12 protein-coding genes and 1 pseudogene are annotated in these 14,787 nt (G+C 73.6%); 8 read left to right on the top strand and 5 right to left on the bottom strand.

Translation table 11 applies throughout. The features are described from left to right. Positions 1–5 precede the first annotated feature (5 nt). From ACIQPQ_RS23830 to ACIQPQ_RS23815, 4 genes are read right to left on the bottom strand one after another with little or no spacing between them, the layout of a single operon-like run. Complete coding sequence (locus ACIQPQ_RS23830; protein ID WP_383780471.1) at positions 6–956, bottom strand: ABC transporter permease; 951 nt, start codon at positions 954–956, stop codon at positions 6–8. Beyond that, positions 953–1,942 (bottom strand): ABC transporter permease, encoded by a 990-nt coding sequence (locus ACIQPQ_RS23825; RefSeq protein ID WP_401306798.1) that lies wholly within the window; start codon positions 1,940–1,942, stop codon positions 953–955. Before ACIQPQ_RS23825 ends, ACIQPQ_RS23830 begins: the two co-directional genes overlap by 4 nt. Then, on the bottom strand, positions 1,939–3,375 hold the full coding sequence (locus ACIQPQ_RS23820) for a sugar ABC transporter ATP-binding protein (RefSeq protein ID WP_401306795.1): 1,437 nt from the start codon (positions 3,373–3,375) through the stop codon (positions 1,939–1,941). The genes ACIQPQ_RS23825 and ACIQPQ_RS23820 overlap by 4 nt, the downstream gene beginning before the upstream one ends. Continuing rightward, entirely contained in the window at positions 3,369–4,460 is a 1,092-nt protein-coding gene (locus ACIQPQ_RS23815; RefSeq protein WP_401306792.1) for a Gfo/Idh/MocA family protein, read from the bottom strand. The genes ACIQPQ_RS23820 and ACIQPQ_RS23815 overlap by 7 nt, the downstream gene beginning before the upstream one ends. A 123-nt stretch (positions 4,461–4,583) precedes the next feature. Between ACIQPQ_RS23815 and ACIQPQ_RS23810 the strand changes: the two genes are divergently transcribed. Further along, positions 4,584–5,756 carry an ROK family protein gene (locus tag ACIQPQ_RS23810; RefSeq protein ID WP_401306789.1) on the top strand — a complete coding sequence of 391 codons (1,173 nt, stop codon included), beginning with the start codon at positions 4,584–4,586 and terminating at the stop codon, positions 5,754–5,756. A gap of 93 nt (positions 5,757–5,849) precedes the next feature. After that, positions 5,850–6,560 (top strand): GntR family transcriptional regulator, encoded by a 711-nt coding sequence (locus ACIQPQ_RS23805; RefSeq protein WP_401306786.1) that lies wholly within the window; start codon positions 5,850–5,852, stop codon positions 6,558–6,560. A gap of 64 nt (positions 6,561–6,624) precedes the next feature. Here the strand turns inward: ACIQPQ_RS23805 and ACIQPQ_RS23800 are convergent, their stop codons facing one another. Continuing rightward, positions 6,625–7,392: an SDR family NAD(P)-dependent oxidoreductase gene (locus ACIQPQ_RS23800; protein WP_401306783.1), complete on the bottom strand. Its 768-nt coding sequence runs from the start codon at positions 7,390–7,392 to the stop codon at positions 6,625–6,627. A 132-nt stretch (positions 7,393–7,524) separates the two neighbouring features. On the opposite strand from ACIQPQ_RS23800, the pseudogene ACIQPQ_RS23795 reads away from it, so the two are divergent. The 6 genes and pseudogenes from ACIQPQ_RS23795 to ACIQPQ_RS23770 all read left to right on the top strand — a co-directional run. After that, positions 7,525–8,127 (top strand): annotated as a pseudogene (locus tag ACIQPQ_RS23795) (bifunctional 4-hydroxy-2-oxoglutarate aldolase/2-dehydro-3-deoxy-phosphogluconate aldolase); the annotation flags it as partial. Between the two features lie 266 nt (positions 8,128–8,393). Then, complete coding sequence (locus ACIQPQ_RS23790; protein ID WP_401306780.1) at positions 8,394–9,338, top strand: sugar kinase; 945 nt, start codon at positions 8,394–8,396, stop codon at positions 9,336–9,338. Beyond that, complete coding sequence (locus tag ACIQPQ_RS23785) at positions 9,335–10,315, top strand: SMP-30/gluconolactonase/LRE family protein (protein ID WP_401306777.1); 981 nt, start codon at positions 9,335–9,337, stop codon at positions 10,313–10,315. Before ACIQPQ_RS23790 ends, ACIQPQ_RS23785 begins: the two co-directional genes overlap by 4 nt. 173 nt (positions 10,316–10,488) lie before the next feature. Continuing rightward, positions 10,489–11,757, top strand: coding sequence for an MFS transporter (locus tag ACIQPQ_RS23780; protein WP_401306774.1), 1,269 nt, complete (start codon positions 10,489–10,491; stop codon positions 11,755–11,757). A 180-nt stretch (positions 11,758–11,937) separates the two neighbouring features. Then, entirely contained in the window at positions 11,938–13,113 is a 1,176-nt protein-coding gene (locus ACIQPQ_RS23775) for a mandelate racemase/muconate lactonizing enzyme family protein (RefSeq protein WP_401306772.1), read from the top strand. A gap of 202 nt (positions 13,114–13,315) precedes the next feature. Next, entirely contained in the window at positions 13,316–14,782 is a 1,467-nt protein-coding gene (locus ACIQPQ_RS23770; RefSeq protein ID WP_401306769.1) for a hypothetical protein, read from the top strand. The last annotated feature ends 5 nt before the right edge of the window (positions 14,783–14,787 follow it).

Raw genomic sequence — 14,787 nt, 5'->3', positions numbered from 1 at the left:
GTCTCTCAGGTGGTGGAGGAACGGGGGCGGCGGCGCGGGAGGACCGGGCGGGTGAGCTGGAGGGAGCCCAGGGCGACGGCGGCGATGAGGATGACTCCCTGGACGGTGAACTCCAGCGCGCCGGAGACGCCGTGCAGGTTGAGCAGGGTGAACAGGGCCTGGAGGGTGAAGGCGCCCGCGACGGCGGCGACGACGGAGCCGCGCCCGCCGCCGAGGGCGACGCCGCCGAGGACGACGGAGGTGATCGCCTGGAACTCCAGGCCCTCGCCGACCTGCGCGGACACCCCGGCGAACCCGCCGAGGAGGAGGGCGCAGACGGCGGCGGAGAGCCCGGAGATCACGAAGGCGAGGGTCTTGACCCGGTGGACGCGGACGCCGGACAGGGCCGCCGCGCGTTCGTTGTCGCCGGTGGCGACGAGGAGGCGGCCGAAGTCGGCCCGCATGAGGGCGACCACCGCGGCGACCACGACGGCGAGGACGATCACCGACCAGGGCACCGGTCCGAGGCTGCCCCGGCCGAACTCCCGGAACCGCTCGGACAGCGCGCCGCGCGGCGCTCCGTCCGTCCACAGGAAGACGGCACCGGAGAGCACCAGCAGCATGCCGAGGGTGACGATGAACGACGGCACCCGCAGCCGGGTCGTCACCAGCCCGTTGACGACGCCGACCAGGGCGCCGAAGGCGAGCAGCAGGGCGATCACGGGCCAGGTCGCGCCCGCGTCGCCGTCGATGAGCCGGGCGGCGATCACGACCTCGGCGGTGACCAGGGAACCCACCGACAGGTCGAACTCGCCGGAGACGATCACGAAGTACTGGCCCGCGGCGAGGATCGCGAGCGGCGCCGCCCGTTTGACGAAGGCGAGGAAGCCCTGGGGTTCCAGGAAGTGCGGGTTGGCCGCGGCGATCGCGACGAGCAGGATCGCGAGGACCGCGAAGAGGGGCAGGGTGCGTCTCATCGGGCGCTCCTCCGGCGGGCGTAGATCGCCAGGGCGGCGACGAGGACGATGCCGCGGACCACGTCCTTGGCGAAGGAGTTGATCTCCAGCTGGTTGAAGACGCTGTCGAGGACGGCGAGGAGGAGGACGCCGCCGACCGTGCCGGCGACGCCGCCCTTGCCGCCCGCGAGGGCGGTGCCGCCGAGGACGACGGCGGCGATCGACTCAAGGTCGTAGCCGCCGTCGGTGCCGACGGTGGGCGCCCCGGCGCCGAGCCGGGCGGCGAGGAGGAGCCCGGCGGCGCCCGCGGTGAGCGAGCACAGGACGTGGGTGGTGACCAGGACGCGGTCGGTGCGGACGCCGGAGAGCCGGGCGACCTCGGGGCTGCCGCCGACGGCGTGGATGTGGTGGCCGAGGGGGGTGCGGCGGAGCAGGAACCAGGCGGCCGCGGCGATGGCGAGCCAGAGCAGCGCGGAGACGGGGACGGGCCCGACGCGGTCGTAGCCGAGGCGTTGGAAGGAGGTGGGGACGCTGCCCGCGGGGCCGTCCCAGCGGTTCTCCAGGATTCCCTTGATGATGAGCGTGACGCCGAGGGTGGCGATGAAGGCGTGCACCTTCAGCTTGGTGATGACGAGGCCGTTGACGAGGCCGGTGAGGGCGCTGACGACGAGGACGGCGCCGATGGCGGGCAGGACGCCGTACGCGGCCATGGTCTCGGCGGCGACCAGGGAGCACAGGCTCATCAGGACGGCGACGGAGAGGTCCAGCGAACCGGCGAGGATCGCCAGGGTCTGGCCGACGGCGACGATGCCGAGGGCGGTGGAGCGCTGCTGGATGCCGACGACGTTGGCCTCGCCGAAGAACTGGCCGCCGTCGACGGCGAAGAGGAGCCAGCCGAGCACGAGCAGACAGCCGAGGGCGACGAAGACGGGCCGGGCGGGACTGTCCGCGCCGAGGTCGCGCAGGACGGGTCTACCCAGGGCGGGTTTCTGTATCTGGAAGGTCATGATCCGGCCGCCAGGTGCATCACGGCTTCCTCGGAGGAGCCTGCGGGGAGGTGGCCGGTGATCCGCCCGTCGCGCAGGACGACGACGCGGTCACTCATGCCGATGAGTTCGGGGAGTTCGGAGGAGATCATCAGGACGGCCATGCCGTCGTCGGCGAGTTCGCGGACGAGGTCGTGGATCGCGGCCTTCGCGCCGACGTCGACGCCGCGGGTGGGTTCGTCGAACAGCAGGACGCGGGGGGCGACGGTGAGCCACTTGGCGAGGACGACCTTCTGCTGGTTGCCGCCGGAGAGGTGGCGTACCTCCTGTTCGGGCCGCGGCGGTGCCAGGCGCACCCGCTCCAGCAGGCGCAGGACCGGGGCGGCCGGGTTCCCGCGGCGGGTGCGGGCGACCAGGAGCGCGTTGTCGCGGACGGACTGGTGCAGGGCGAGCCCCTCGGATTTGCGGTCCTCGGTGACGAGGCCGATCCCGGCGGCGATGCCCTCGCGCACCGACCGGGGGCGCCTCGGGGTCATCTCGCCGCGGGTGAAGGGGTCGGCGCCGAAGAGCGCCTTGGCCAGTTCGGTGCGGCCCGCGCCCTGGAGTCCGGCGAGGCCGACGATCTCCCCGGCGCGCAGGTCGAGGTCGACGCCGTCGAGTTTCGCGTTGCCGCCGCCGCGCACGGAGAGCAGGACGTCCCCGGCGGGGCGGGTCGCGCGCGGCGGGTAGTAGTCGGTGAGGTCGCGGCCGACCATGAGGCGGACCAGGTCGGCGGTGGTGAGCCGGTCGACGGTCTCGGTGGTGACCTTGACGCCGTCCTTGAGGACGGTGACGCGGTCGGCGAGGGCGAAGATCTCGCGCAGCCGGTGGGAGATGTACAGGACGGCGATGCCCCGCTCCCGCAGCCGCCGCACCAGTGCGTGCAGGAGTTCGGCCTCGTGTTCGGCGAGGGCGGCCGTCGGCTCGTCCATGACGACGATCCGGGCGTCCACGGAGAGCGCCTTGACGATCTCGACGACCTGCTGCTGCGCCACGGACAGGCGGCGGACGAGGTCGCGGGGGCGGAAGGAGCGTTCGCCGATCTCCTCCAGCAGCCGGGCGGTGGTGGTCTCCATCGCGGCCCGGTCGACGAGGCCGCGGGACCGCGGCTCACGGCCGAGGAAGACGTTCTCGGCGACCGTGCGGTCGGGCAGGAGGGTGAGTTCCTGGTAGATGATCGACACCCCGGCCCGCTGGGCGTCGAGCGGATGCCGGAAGTGCCGGGCCCGGTCGTCGATCTCGACGGTGCCCTCGTCGGGGACGTGGACCCCGGCGAGGATCTTCATCAGGGTGGACTTGCCCGCGCCGTTCTCGCCGACCAGCGCGTGCACCTCGCCGGGCCGCACCTCCAGGTCGACGCCGGACAGCACGCGGGTGCCGGAGAAGCTCTTGCCGATGCCGGTCATCCTCAGCATGTGACCCACCCGCCGTCCCGGGCGGAGCGCAGGGCCGCGTCGGTGAGGTGGCCGGCGCGGGCGCCGTCCTCGAACGTGGGTAGCCCGTCGGGCCGTTCGCCGCCCAGGGCCGCGTAGGTGTCGGCGACGAAGGCGTCGAAGGCGTCGTGGAAGCCCTGCGGGTGCCCCGCGGGTAACGGGGCGTAGCGGCGGGCCGCGTCGGAGAGGGTGAGGGGGTCGCGGACCAGGGTGCGGGAGCCGTCCCGGCCGCCGAGCCAGAGCCGCTCCGGGTCCTCCTGGTCGAAGGCGAGGCTGCCGGACGCGGCGGACACCTCCAGGAAGAGGCGGTTCTTGCGGCCGGGGGCGACCTGGCTGACGGCGGCCACGCCGAGCGCGCCGGAACCGGTGACGAACTGGACGACGGCCAGGTCCTCGGTGGTGACGGGCCCACTGGTCACCCGCTCGGTGACGACGGTCGACGTCCGCGCGGCGAGGCCGGTGATCCGCTCCCCCGTCACGAACTCGACGAGGTCGAACCAGTGGGAGCCCAGGTCGCCGGTGGTGCGGCCCGGTCCGCCCTGCCCGGGGTCCACCCGCCAGTTGTCGTCGGTCGGCCGCAGCAGCCAGTCCTGGAGGTAGCCGCCGTGGATCAGGCTCAGCCGGCCGAGTCCGGCGAGCCGCGCCCGTGCCTCACGGATCATCGGATGGAAGCGGTAGACGAAGGGCACCGTGGCGACGGTCCCCGCGCCCTGCGCCCGCTCCGCCATCAGCGCGGCGGTCGGCGCGTCCGTCGCCAGCGGCTTCTCGCAGACCACGGCCAGCCCCGCGTCGATGGCCTTGAGGGCGAGGGGGGCGTGCAGGTGGTTCGGGGTGCAGACGTGGAGCACGTCGATGAGGCCGGACGCGATCAGCTCCTCCGCCGACGTGAACGCCCGCTCCGCGCCCAGTGCCTCGGCGCCTTCTGCGGCGCTCGCCGGGGTCGCTCCCGCGATCCCCACGAGGCGGGCGCCGGACTGCCGGACGGCTCGGGCGTGGATCCGCCCGATGAAACCAGTTCCGACAACACCTACCCTGACTTCCGATTTTCGTCGTCGTATATCGAGCATGTTGCGGGAGTCTAGGGACGTCATTTGAGTCGGTCAAGATTAATATCGCGCTAGTTATAGTTGATGTGGAGCCTGCTTCAACGGCTCTCACGGCGATAGCGATCCGACACCGAGGAGACGGAGTTGACCAACGCACCGGTAGGCGCGGGGAGCCTTCTGACGATCCTGCGCGACGGCCAACCTCGGACCCGCACCGAGTTGCAGCAGCTCACCGGCCTGGCCAGGTCGACGGTGTCGCAACGACTGGACGCCCTGCTGGACCGGCGGTGGATCACCCCCGCCGACGACGCCATCGCCTCCGGCGGCAGACCGGCGACGGCGTTCTCCTTCAACAGCGGTGCCCGGACGGTGCTCGCCGCCGACCTCGGGGCCACGCACGCCCGGCTCGCCGTCACCGACCTCTCCGCGCGTGTCCTGGCGGAACGCGGACGGGACATGCCGATCACCGACGGTCCGGAGGCGGTGCTGAGCTGGCTGGTCGGCGAACTCACCGAGATGCTGGCCGAATGCGGGCAGTCCCTCGCGGACGTGTGCGGGGTGGGCATCGGCCTGCCCGGCCCCGTCGAGCACACCACCGGTCGCCCGGTGAACCCGCCGATCATGCCGGGCTGGGACGGCTTCGACGTACCCGGCTGGCTCGAACCCCGCCTGGGGGCCAGCGTGTTGGTTGACAACGACGTCAACATCATGGCGCTGGGCGAACACTGGGTCGCGAGCCCCAAGGTCGAGCATCTGCTCTTCGTGAAGGTCGGCACCGGCATCGGCAGTGGCATCATCAGCGAGCACCGGCTGCACCGGGGCGCGCAGGGCTCGGCGGGGGACATCGGGCACGTCCCGGTGGCCAGCGCCGCCGACAAGCTGTGCCGCTGCGGCAACACCGGCTGCCTCGAGGCAGTCGCCGGGGGCGCCGCCCTCGCCGCCCGGCTGCGGGAGGAGGGCACGCCCGCGACGGACGGCCGTGACGTGGTGCGGCTGGTCCGCGCGGGCAACCCCCGGGCGATCCAGCTGGTCCGGCAGGCGGGCCGGGACATCGGCGACGTGCTGGCGACGCTGGTGAACTTCTTCAATCCCGGCGTGATCATCATGGGCGGCGATCTCTCCGAGGCGGGCGAGCACCTTCTCGCGGGCATCCGCGAGGTCATCTACAGCCGCTCCCTCCCCCTCGCCACCCAGCACCTGGTCATCCGCGAACGGGACCTGGGCGACAGCGCCGGCATCATCGGCGCGTCCGTCATGGTCATCGAGCACGTCCTCAGCCCTCCGGCGATCGACCTGGAGGTGGGCGGCCCCGCGTAGGCGGCCCGGACGGCGGCTCCGGGACGACCGGCCGACCACCGCCGACCCGGCCGACCACCCTCACTCCAATCGAATATCGGATACCATCGTGGCATGACTGCGATCCCATGGACGGCGGGCAGGCTTCCCGCCGTCAAGAGCAAGGCCGACCTGGTCTACGAGAAGCTGCACGCGGCGATCGCGTCGGGCACCTTGCACCCCGGGGAGCGCATCAACATGGACGAGTTCGCCCGCGCGTTCGGCGTCAGCAAGATCCCGGTGCGGGAGGCCGTCAAGCGCCTGGAGTCGGAGGGCCTGGTCACCTCGCGCGTGCACTCGGGGGTGACGGTGACGGAGATCGACCGGGCCGAGATCAGGGGCGTGTTCCTGGCCCGGGAGGCCATCGAGGGGCTGGTCGGCCGCCTCGCCGCCGAGAACGCCGAGGCCTCCCGCGCCTCCCGCGCCCCGCTGCTCCCCGGGCTCCGGCGGACGCACGACGAGATGCGGGCGGCCGTCGCGGCCGGGGACGCGCGGCTGCTGTCGGAGCTGAACGCGCGCTTCCACCGCCAACTCGCGGAGGCGACCGGGTACCGCATCCTCACCGAACTGACCGAACAGCTCCTGCTGGCCGTCCAGCGGTACCGCGTGGTCACCCCGAAGAACACGGCCGACTGGCCGTCGGTCCTGGCGGAGCACGAGGCGATCCTCGAAGCGCTGGACGGCGGCGACCCGGCGTCGGTCGCCGAGGCGGCCCGACGGCACGCCGCCTCCCAGGCACGCAAGGAGGCCGCGCCCGCGCTCCGGGCGGCACCGGAGGCGCGATAGGCGTCGGCCGTTCCCGGTGGGGGCGGTCCGGAGACCGGGGAGACCCCCCGACGGCCGGCCGCCCTCACAGCGGCCCCAGCCCCATCCGCTCCCGGTGCGCGTCCCGCAGCAGGCTCGCCGGGCTCACCACCGAGGCGCCGCCGTCCAGGACCAGTTCGGAGCCCGTGAGGAGGGCTCCCGCGGGTGAGGCGGCGAAGGCCACCGCGTCGGCGATCCGGTCCGGACCGCACAGCGCGCGCAGCGGGTTGCTCTGCCGCAGCCGGTCGAGGTCGTCCGACCCGCCGTCCAGCCGCGCCTCCGTCGCGGGCGTGCGGACCCAGCCCGGTGACACCGTGACGAACGAGATGCCGTACTGCCCGTAGTCGACGGCGAGTTGTCGGGTGAGCGCGGCGACCGCCCCCTTGGCGGCGGCGTAGGCGGGCAGGCCCGGCGCGGCGGTGCGGTGCAGGACGGACCCGATCGTGACGACCGCCCCAGCGCCCGCCTCGATCATCGCGGGCAGCACGGCGCGCGTCACGAGGTAGACCGAGGTGAGGTTGACGCGCAGCACGGCCTCCCACGCGTCCGGCGGCGTCTCGTGCAGGGGCCGCCCGGAGGTGACACCGGCGCAGTTGACGAGCACCCCGACGGGACCCGCAGCTGCCTCGGCGGCCTGTACGGCGGACGCCACCTGGTCCTCGTCGGTGACGTCGGCACGCAGGGGGGTGACGCCGGGCAGGTCCGGGGTGTCCCGGTCGAGCCCGAGGACGCGGTGTCCGTCACGGACGAAGCGGGCGGCGACGGCGCCGCCGATCCCGCCCGCCGCTCCGGTGACCAGGACGGTCTCGGCCATGTCGCCACACCTCGCAGTCGATCCGCCGCGCGGCACCCACGGGACGCTCCCGGCGGAGGGTTGAAGTCGGAGACTAAGAGTATACGATCTACGAAACATCCTCAACGTACGTCGGAGGCCTCCGTGCACCCAGTGGAACTCCTGTCCGCGCTGCGGACCCGGCGTCTCGTCGCCATCGTGCGCGGCGCGGACGCCGACGCGGCGCTGGACACCGTCCTCGTCCTCGTCCGCGCGGGTATCGACCTGGTCGAGATATCGCTGAGCGGCAGCGACGCCCTGCGGGTCATCGAGCGGGCCCGCGCCGCGCTCGGTCCCGGGGCAGCGCTCGGCGCCGGGACGGTCCTCACCGCGCGGGACGCGCGGCGGGCGGCCGAGGCGGGCGCCGCGTACACGGTCACGCCCGGTGTGACGGACGCGGTGGCCGCGTCCCGGCAGCTCGGTCTGCCCGTCCTCGCGGGGGCGTTGACCCCGACGGAGGTGGCGGCCGCGATGTCGGAGGGCGCCACCGCGGTGAAGCTCTTCCCCGCCGGCCCCGACGGCGTCCCCCTCCTCCGCGCCCTGCGCGCCCCCTTCCCGGACGTCCCGTTCGTCCCCGTGGGCGGCATCGACGCCACCGCCGCCCGCGCCTACCTCGCGGCAGGCGCCCTGGCCGTGGGCGTAGGCACCCCCCTCATCGGCCCCGCGGCAGACGGCGACCCCACCGGCCTCCTGGACCGAGCAGCACAGTTCCGCACCCTGGCGACAACCACCCCCGAGGGGGCGCGAGGAACCGCGCACATGACGGACACCGACCCGCACACCCGAACACCGCCCACGGCACCCCCCTCAGGGGCGCGGGGAACAGCGCACGTCACAGACACCGACCCGCACACCCGAACACCGCCCACGGCAACTCCCCCAGGGGCGCGAGGAACCGCGCACCCCACGCACACCGACCCGCACCCCCCGACTCCCCCGTCCCCCCAGACCGCACCCCGCACCCCCGCCCGGAGGGCCACCTCATGATCGACGTACTCGGACTCGGGGAGGCGATGGTCGCACTCCGGGCGGACCAGCCCCTGCTCACCGGCGGCTCCCTGCGGATGTCCGTCGCGGGCGCGGAGGCCAACGTCTGCATAGGTCTGGCCCGCCTGGGCCACACGGCCCGCTGGACAGGCCTCACCGGCAAGGACGCGTTCGGCGGCTACGTCCGGCGGACCCTGCGGGCGGAGGGCGTCGACCTGACGTACGCGGAGGAGGCCGACGCCCCGACCGGCCTGGTCGTCTTCGAACCACGGATCGCCCACCTGACCCGCGTGGCGTACTACCGGACGGGCTCGGCCGGTTCCCGACTCGGCCCGGACCACGTCCACCGCGCGCTCACCGAGCCCCCCAGGGTCATCCACGCGACGGGCGTCACCGCGGCCCTCGGCCCGGACCCGCTGGCCGCGGTCCGGGCGGCGGCGGACGCGGCGGCGGGGAGCGGCGCGCTGCTGTGTCTGGACGTCAACCACCGGGAGCGGCTGTGGTCACGGGAGGCCGCCGCGGCGGCGCTGCGCCCGCTGATGGGGCGGGTGGACATCCTGGTCGCGTCGGACGACGAACTCCCGCTGGCCGCGCCCGCCGGGGCCCGGTCGGAGCGGGAGCGGGTGGCGGCCCTGCTGGCGGCGGGCGTGCGCGAGGTCGTCGTGAAGCGCGGGGCGGACGGCGCGGAGGTGTTCGACGCGTCGGGGGCGGTGCGGCGGGCGGCCGTGCCGGTGCCGGTGAGGGACACCGTCGGCGCCGGTGACGCGTTCGTCGCGGGCTATCTGTCCGCGCTGCTGGACGGTGAGCCCGTCGCGGCGCGGCTGGAGCGGGCGGTGACGACGGGCGCGTTCGCGGTGGCGTCAGCAGGGGACTGGGAGGGCCTGCCGGACCGCGACGAGCTGGGCCTGCTGGGCGTGGCTCCCGGCAGCACGATCCGGTGAGCGGCGTCGGCGGCGCGGGGCCGTGGCGCCTGTGCACCCCCGACCGGTACCGGCTGGCGGAGGGAGCCCGCTGGTCCGGGGACCGCCTGCACTTCGTCGACCTCCCGCACGGGGTCCTGTACCGGTGCGGGAGACCACCGGAACCGGCACCGAGAACACCGGGAGCGCCGGAAGCACCGGGAGCACCGGGAGCACCGGGAGCACCGGCCCAGGCACCCTCACCCGTCCCACCCGCCGCCCCTCCCGCCGTCCTGCTGGACGTGGGCATGCCGCTCGGCGCGGTGGCCCCGGCCCGCCTCGGCGAGGGGGCGTGGGTGCTCGCCACCGGCCCCGGCATCGCGCTGGCGGAAGGTCGCGGACGGCTCGACTGGCTGGACCGTCCGGAGGACCGGCCCGGCCGGACGATGCGGATGAACGACGGGGTGTGCGATCCGGCGGGCCGGTTCTGGGCGGGCAGCATGGACGTCGGCGCCGCTCCCGGCGCCGGGTCGCTGTACCGGGCCGACCCGGACGGCCGGGTGCACCGGGTCCTGGAGGGCCTGACCGTGCCCAACGGCCCCGCCTTCACGGCCGACGGCGCGGTCATGTACCTGGCCGACAGCGCCCGCGGCACCGTCACCCGGTACGAGGTCGACCCCGCGACGGGCCGCCTCGGGCGGGCGGAGCCGTTCACGCGGCTCGCTCCGGGCGAGGGCCGCCCCGACGGGATGACCGTGGACGACGAGGGGAACCTCTGGGTCGCCCTGTGGGGCGCGGGCCGGGTCCGCTGCCACGCTCCGGACGGCCGGGTGGTGGGGACGGTGACCGTGCCGACGCCGCAGGTCAGCAGCGTCGTGTTCGGCGGCGGCCGGATGTCCGTCACGACGGCCCGCCACGGCCTGGCCCGCCCGGACCCGCTCGCGGGCGCGGTCCTGGCCCGCCCGTCCCCGGTCACCGCGCCACCCGCCCGCCCCTACGGCCCGAGTCCCACCCCGTAGACCACGCGGCCCCCCCGCCCCCCAGAAAACGGAGCGGAACTTCTCGCCGCACCCCTAGAAGTTATTTCGTATATGGAATACCTTCGCTTCGCCGGGCCGCCCCCGTGTCCGGTTTTCGTTCCCCAGGTGGTGTGATGCCGATGAGTACGTCCGCGATCGCAGAGAGCCCCTCGATGACCCGACCCCCGTCCGCGAGCCGACGCCGCACGATGGTCGCCGGCACGGTCGGCACGGTCATGGAGTGGTACGACTTCAACCTCTACGGTCTGGCCTCGGCCCTGGTCTTCGGGCCGCTCTTCTTCGGGTCCGACTCGACCGGCGCGACCCTGGCCTCGTTCGCCACGTTCGCGGTCGGTTTCGCCGCGCGGCCGGTCGGCGGGATCGTGTTCGGGCATCTCGGCGACCGGGTCGGCCGCAAGCACGTCCTGCTGCTGACCATGCTGATCATGGGGCTGGCGACGGCGCTCGTCGGCCTGCTGCCGGCGCACGCGGCGATCGGCGTCTGGGCGCCGGTCCTGCTGATCGTCCTCAGGGTCGTCCAGGGCGTCGCCGTCGGCGGCGAGTTCGCGGGCGCCACCCTGCTCACCGTCGAGAACGCGCCACCGGGCCGCCGCGGCCTGTACGGCGCGATCCCGGCGATGGGCACGGGCGCGGGCTTCGTCCTGGCCAGCGCCGTCTTCGGCCTGGTCTCCCTGCTCCCGGAGGACGCCTTCCTCAGCTGGGGCTGGCGGGTGCCGTTCCTGCTCAGCTTCGGCCTGGTGGTCTTCGGTGTGTGGGCGCGGCGCGGCATCGTGGAGACCCCCGTGTTCACGGAGGTGGAGGAGCGGGGCGAGACGGTCCGCTTCCCGCTGCTGCACACGCTGCGGACGCAGCCCGGCGCGGTGGTGCGGACCATGGGCATCACCGTCTCCGGCTTCGTCTGGGGCTATCTCATCCAGGCGTTCACCCTGGCCTACGCGACCAGCGCGCTGGACATCCCGAAGGCGACGCTGCTGTGGGCGATCGCCCTGGCCGCGACGCTGGAGATCGGCGCGATCCCGCTGTGGGGCCTGGTCTCCGACCGGATCGGACGGCGTACGACGGTGGGGATCGGCCTGGTGGCCACGGCGGCGTTCGCCTTCCCGTTCTTCCGGATGCTGGAGAGCCGCGACACCGCCCTGATCGTCCTCGCGTACGTCATCGCGATGCCGGTCTGCAAGGACCTGGTCTTCGGGCCGCAGGCGGCGCTGGTGGCCGAGCAGTTCGACGCGAAGGTGCGGTTCAGCGGGGTCAGCACCGGCCGGGAGGTCGGCGGCGCGCTCTTCGGCGGCACCGCCCCCTTCATCGGGACCGCGCTGTACGCCGCGACGGACTCCGTCGTCCCCATCGTCCTCTACGTCCTCGCCGCCTGCGCCCTGTCCGCCGCGGCGGTCCTCACCGGCCGCGAGACCTCCCGCGACTGACCGGCACCCACCCGCTACCGCCCGCCCGTCCCCTCCGAGGCCTGTCTCCGACCCGCCTCGTCCCGCCCCGTCCCACCTCTTCCGGCCACATCCCGTTCTCCCGCCTCATCCCGCCGGTCGGCGCCCGTTCCCTCCGTGGCGCACCGCGCCCGGCGGCACGATCCTCTGGAGCACCCCCTCATGTCCTCGCCCGCCGTGCGCATCGCCAAGATCGAGGCCCTGGCCCTGTCGGCCAGCTTCGACGACCTGTACGACTCCCCCGACGACGTGCCGGACTGGCTGCGCCACCCCGCCGCCAGCCACCTCGTGCTCCCCCGGCGCGGGCAGTACGCCACCCTCGTCAAGGTCCACGCCGACGACGGTACCGTGGGCATAGGCGAGTGCTACGGGCTGCCGTCGCCGCAGGTCACCGCGACGGTCGTGGCGACGGTCCTGGCGCCGCTGCTCATCGGCCAGGACGCGACGGCCACCACCGCGGTGTGGGAGCGGCTGTACCGGGGGCAGGCCGCGGGCGGCCACAACCGGGGCTTCTACCTGGAGGCCGTCGCCGGGGTCGACCTCGCCCTGTGGGACCTGCGCGGCAAGCTCGCGGGCGTGCCGGTGCACCGGCTGCTCGGCGGACCGCTCCGGGAACGCGTCGACTGCTACGCCAGCCCGGTCGCGCTGCACGCCGACCCGGCGGACTCGGCGCGCCAGGCCCTGGGGTTCGTCGCGGACGGCTTCAAGGCGCTCAAGGTGAAGATCGGCCGCGGTGAGCGCACCGACCGCGCGCACCTCACCGCCGTCCGGGAGGCCGTCGGCGAGGACGTGGAGATCCTCACCGACGCCAACTGCGCCTACGACCTCGACCGTGCGACCCGCGTCGGCGGGGTCCTGCGCGACCTCGGCATCTCCTGGTACGAGGAGCCGCTCCAGGTCGACGACCTCGCGGGCCTCGGCGAGCTGCGCCGCCGGACCGGTCTCACCGTGGTCAACGGCGAGACCCACTTCACCCGCTTCGACCTGCGGGACTCGCTGCTGCACCGGGCGATCGACGTCTTCATGCCGAACGTCGCGCGCTGCGGCGGCATCACCGAGGCCGTCCGGCTGGCCGCCCTGGCGTCGGCCTTCCACGTCGACATCGCCCCGCACGGCGTCGGCTCCGGGGTGAGCCTGTGCGCGGCGCTCCAGTTGTGCGCGGCCACCCCGAACCTGCGCACCTACGAGTACAACCGGCTCCCCAACCCGATCCGGGAGCGGATTCTCCGCAACCCGCCGGAGTTCACCGACGGCGCCCTCCTGGTCCCCCAGGGACCCGGACTCGGCGCCGACCTCGACGAGGCGGTCGTGGACCGCTACACGATCGCCGCCTACTGACCCGCCGAGCCCTACCGCCCCACGAGCCCTTCCGCACCACGAGCCCTTCCGCACCACGGGGCCTTCTGCCCCACGGAGCCCTCTGCCCCACGTGGCCTTCCGGCCCGTGGGACGGGCGGTGGCAGGCGCCGGGACGGCGTGCCACCGCCAGGCGGAGAACCCCCGCCGCCCACCCCAACCAGGTCATCGAAGGAGATGCCCCATGTCCGCACCCCGTCCGAGCCGCCGGTCGCTGCTGCGCGGCGCGGCCGTCACCGGAACCGCGGCGGCGCTGTCGCCGCTCGTCAGCTTCTCCCCCGCGCGGGCCGCGACCGCCGGGAGCTACACCCTCCGCTACGACCTCGCCCGCCAGCAGACGATCCTCGGCCTGGGCTTCGAGATCCAGTCGGACTCCATCGGGTCGGGCAACAACGGCCTCCCCGACGAGGTCAACGGCGTGCCGTACGACCTCACCGACTCCGAGCGCACCAGGTTCATCGAGCAGATGCTGAAGGGGGGACGCGCCGACCGCGGCTTCCGCTACTGCCGTCTCGCGATGGGCCTGTACTACCGGGGCCTCGACCCCACCCGGAAGTTCCTGCGCGGCCGCTACCCGGGGCAGACGGCGCAGCTCGCCGACATGATCCGGCGGGCGGGCATCGAGGGCACCTCGGTCGAGTACTGGTCCCCGGCGCCCGGCTGGAAGTCCAACGACTCGTACATAGGCGGCAAGCTCGCCTCGTTCGACCCCGTATTCCTCGGGCAGTTCGGGGACGCCCTGGTGGCCGACCTCGACTACCTGAGGGCGGGCGGGGTCCCGGTGTCGATGTGGGGCCTCCAGAACGAGCCCCGGTTCAGCACCCCGTACTCGTCCTGCGTCTACAGCCCGTCGGAGTACGTGGCCGCCTTCAAGGCCGCGGCCTCCCGCATCCGCGCGAAGTACCCGGAGGTGATGATCACCGCCGACAGCCTCGACGGCTGGCACGGGGCGATCGGACAGGCGATCAAGCAGGACAGCACCGCGCTGTCGTACGTGGACGCGTGGACGTACCACCACATCGGCGCGGACAGCAAGCAGCACCAGAACCCGGACGAGTACACCGTGGGCGCCGCCGGGAAGCCGGTGTTCAACAACGAGTTCGAGTACCTGGACAACCAGACCTCGGACTGGCGGACCATCAACACCGCGCAGTCGATCATGAACTGGATGGTGTTCCAGGACGCGCCCACCTGGTTCTGGCTGCACGCGCTCAAGCCCACCACCAACGCCGAGTCGCCGGGCTACTCGCTGGGCTTCTGGCGTCCCCCGTCCGACACCGACTTCTCGCACTTCCCGGACCTCCCGGTCGGCCACTGGACGTGGAACCCGCGGAACTGGAACGGCGTCGCCGGGTTCGTCAAGTACCTGCCCTGGGACTCGGTGCGCTACATGGTGGACGAGTCCGCCCGGCTGGAGAACCAGCGGATCATGGCGTGGAAGACGCCCGCGGGCAAGCCGGTCTTCGCCGTCACCAACCGCTCCGCCACCGAGTCGTTCACCTACACCGTGGACACGCAGACGGCCGCCCCGTTCGAGGGCCACCGGTACGGGCCGAGCACCAACAACCTCGGGCTCGGCTTCAAGACCGGGCCGCAGCTGACGATCACCGTGCCGCCGCTGTCCGTCGAGTTCTGGGTCCGCACCCCCTGACCGTG

This window comes from Streptomyces sp. NPDC091281, from assembly GCF_044757425.1.
Classification (GTDB): domain Bacteria; phylum Actinomycetota; class Actinomycetes; order Streptomycetales; family Streptomycetaceae; genus Streptomyces.
This window is presented reverse-complemented; position numbering and strand designations above follow the sequence as displayed.

Coding starts and splice junctions, on each gene's coding strand:
- ACIQPQ_RS23830 (WP_383780471.1), bottom strand. CDS start 956: ATGAGACGCACCCTGCCCCTCTTCGCGGTCCTCGCGATCCTGCTCGTC.
- ACIQPQ_RS23825 (WP_401306798.1), bottom strand. CDS start 1,942: ATGACCTTCCAGATACAGAAACCCGCCCTGGGTAGACCCGTCCTGCGC.
- ACIQPQ_RS23820 (WP_401306795.1), bottom strand. CDS start 3,375: ATGCTGAGGATGACCGGCATCGGCAAGAGCTTCTCCGGCACCCGCGTG.
- ACIQPQ_RS23815 (WP_401306792.1), bottom strand. CDS start 4,460: ATGCTCGATATACGACGACGAAAATCGGAAGTCAGGGTAGGTGTTGTC.
- ACIQPQ_RS23805 (WP_401306786.1), top strand. CDS start 5,850: ATGACTGCGATCCCATGGACGGCGGGCAGGCTTCCCGCCGTCAAGAGC.
- ACIQPQ_RS23800 (WP_401306783.1), bottom strand. CDS start 7,392: ATGGCCGAGACCGTCCTGGTCACCGGAGCGGCGGGCGGGATCGGCGGC.
- ACIQPQ_RS23790 (WP_401306780.1), top strand. CDS start 8,394: ATGATCGACGTACTCGGACTCGGGGAGGCGATGGTCGCACTCCGGGCG.
- ACIQPQ_RS23780 (WP_401306774.1), top strand. CDS start 10,489: ATGACCCGACCCCCGTCCGCGAGCCGACGCCGCACGATGGTCGCCGGC.
- ACIQPQ_RS23775 (WP_401306772.1), top strand. CDS start 11,938: ATGTCCTCGCCCGCCGTGCGCATCGCCAAGATCGAGGCCCTGGCCCTG.
- ACIQPQ_RS23770 (WP_401306769.1), top strand. CDS start 13,316: ATGTCCGCACCCCGTCCGAGCCGCCGGTCGCTGCTGCGCGGCGCGGCC.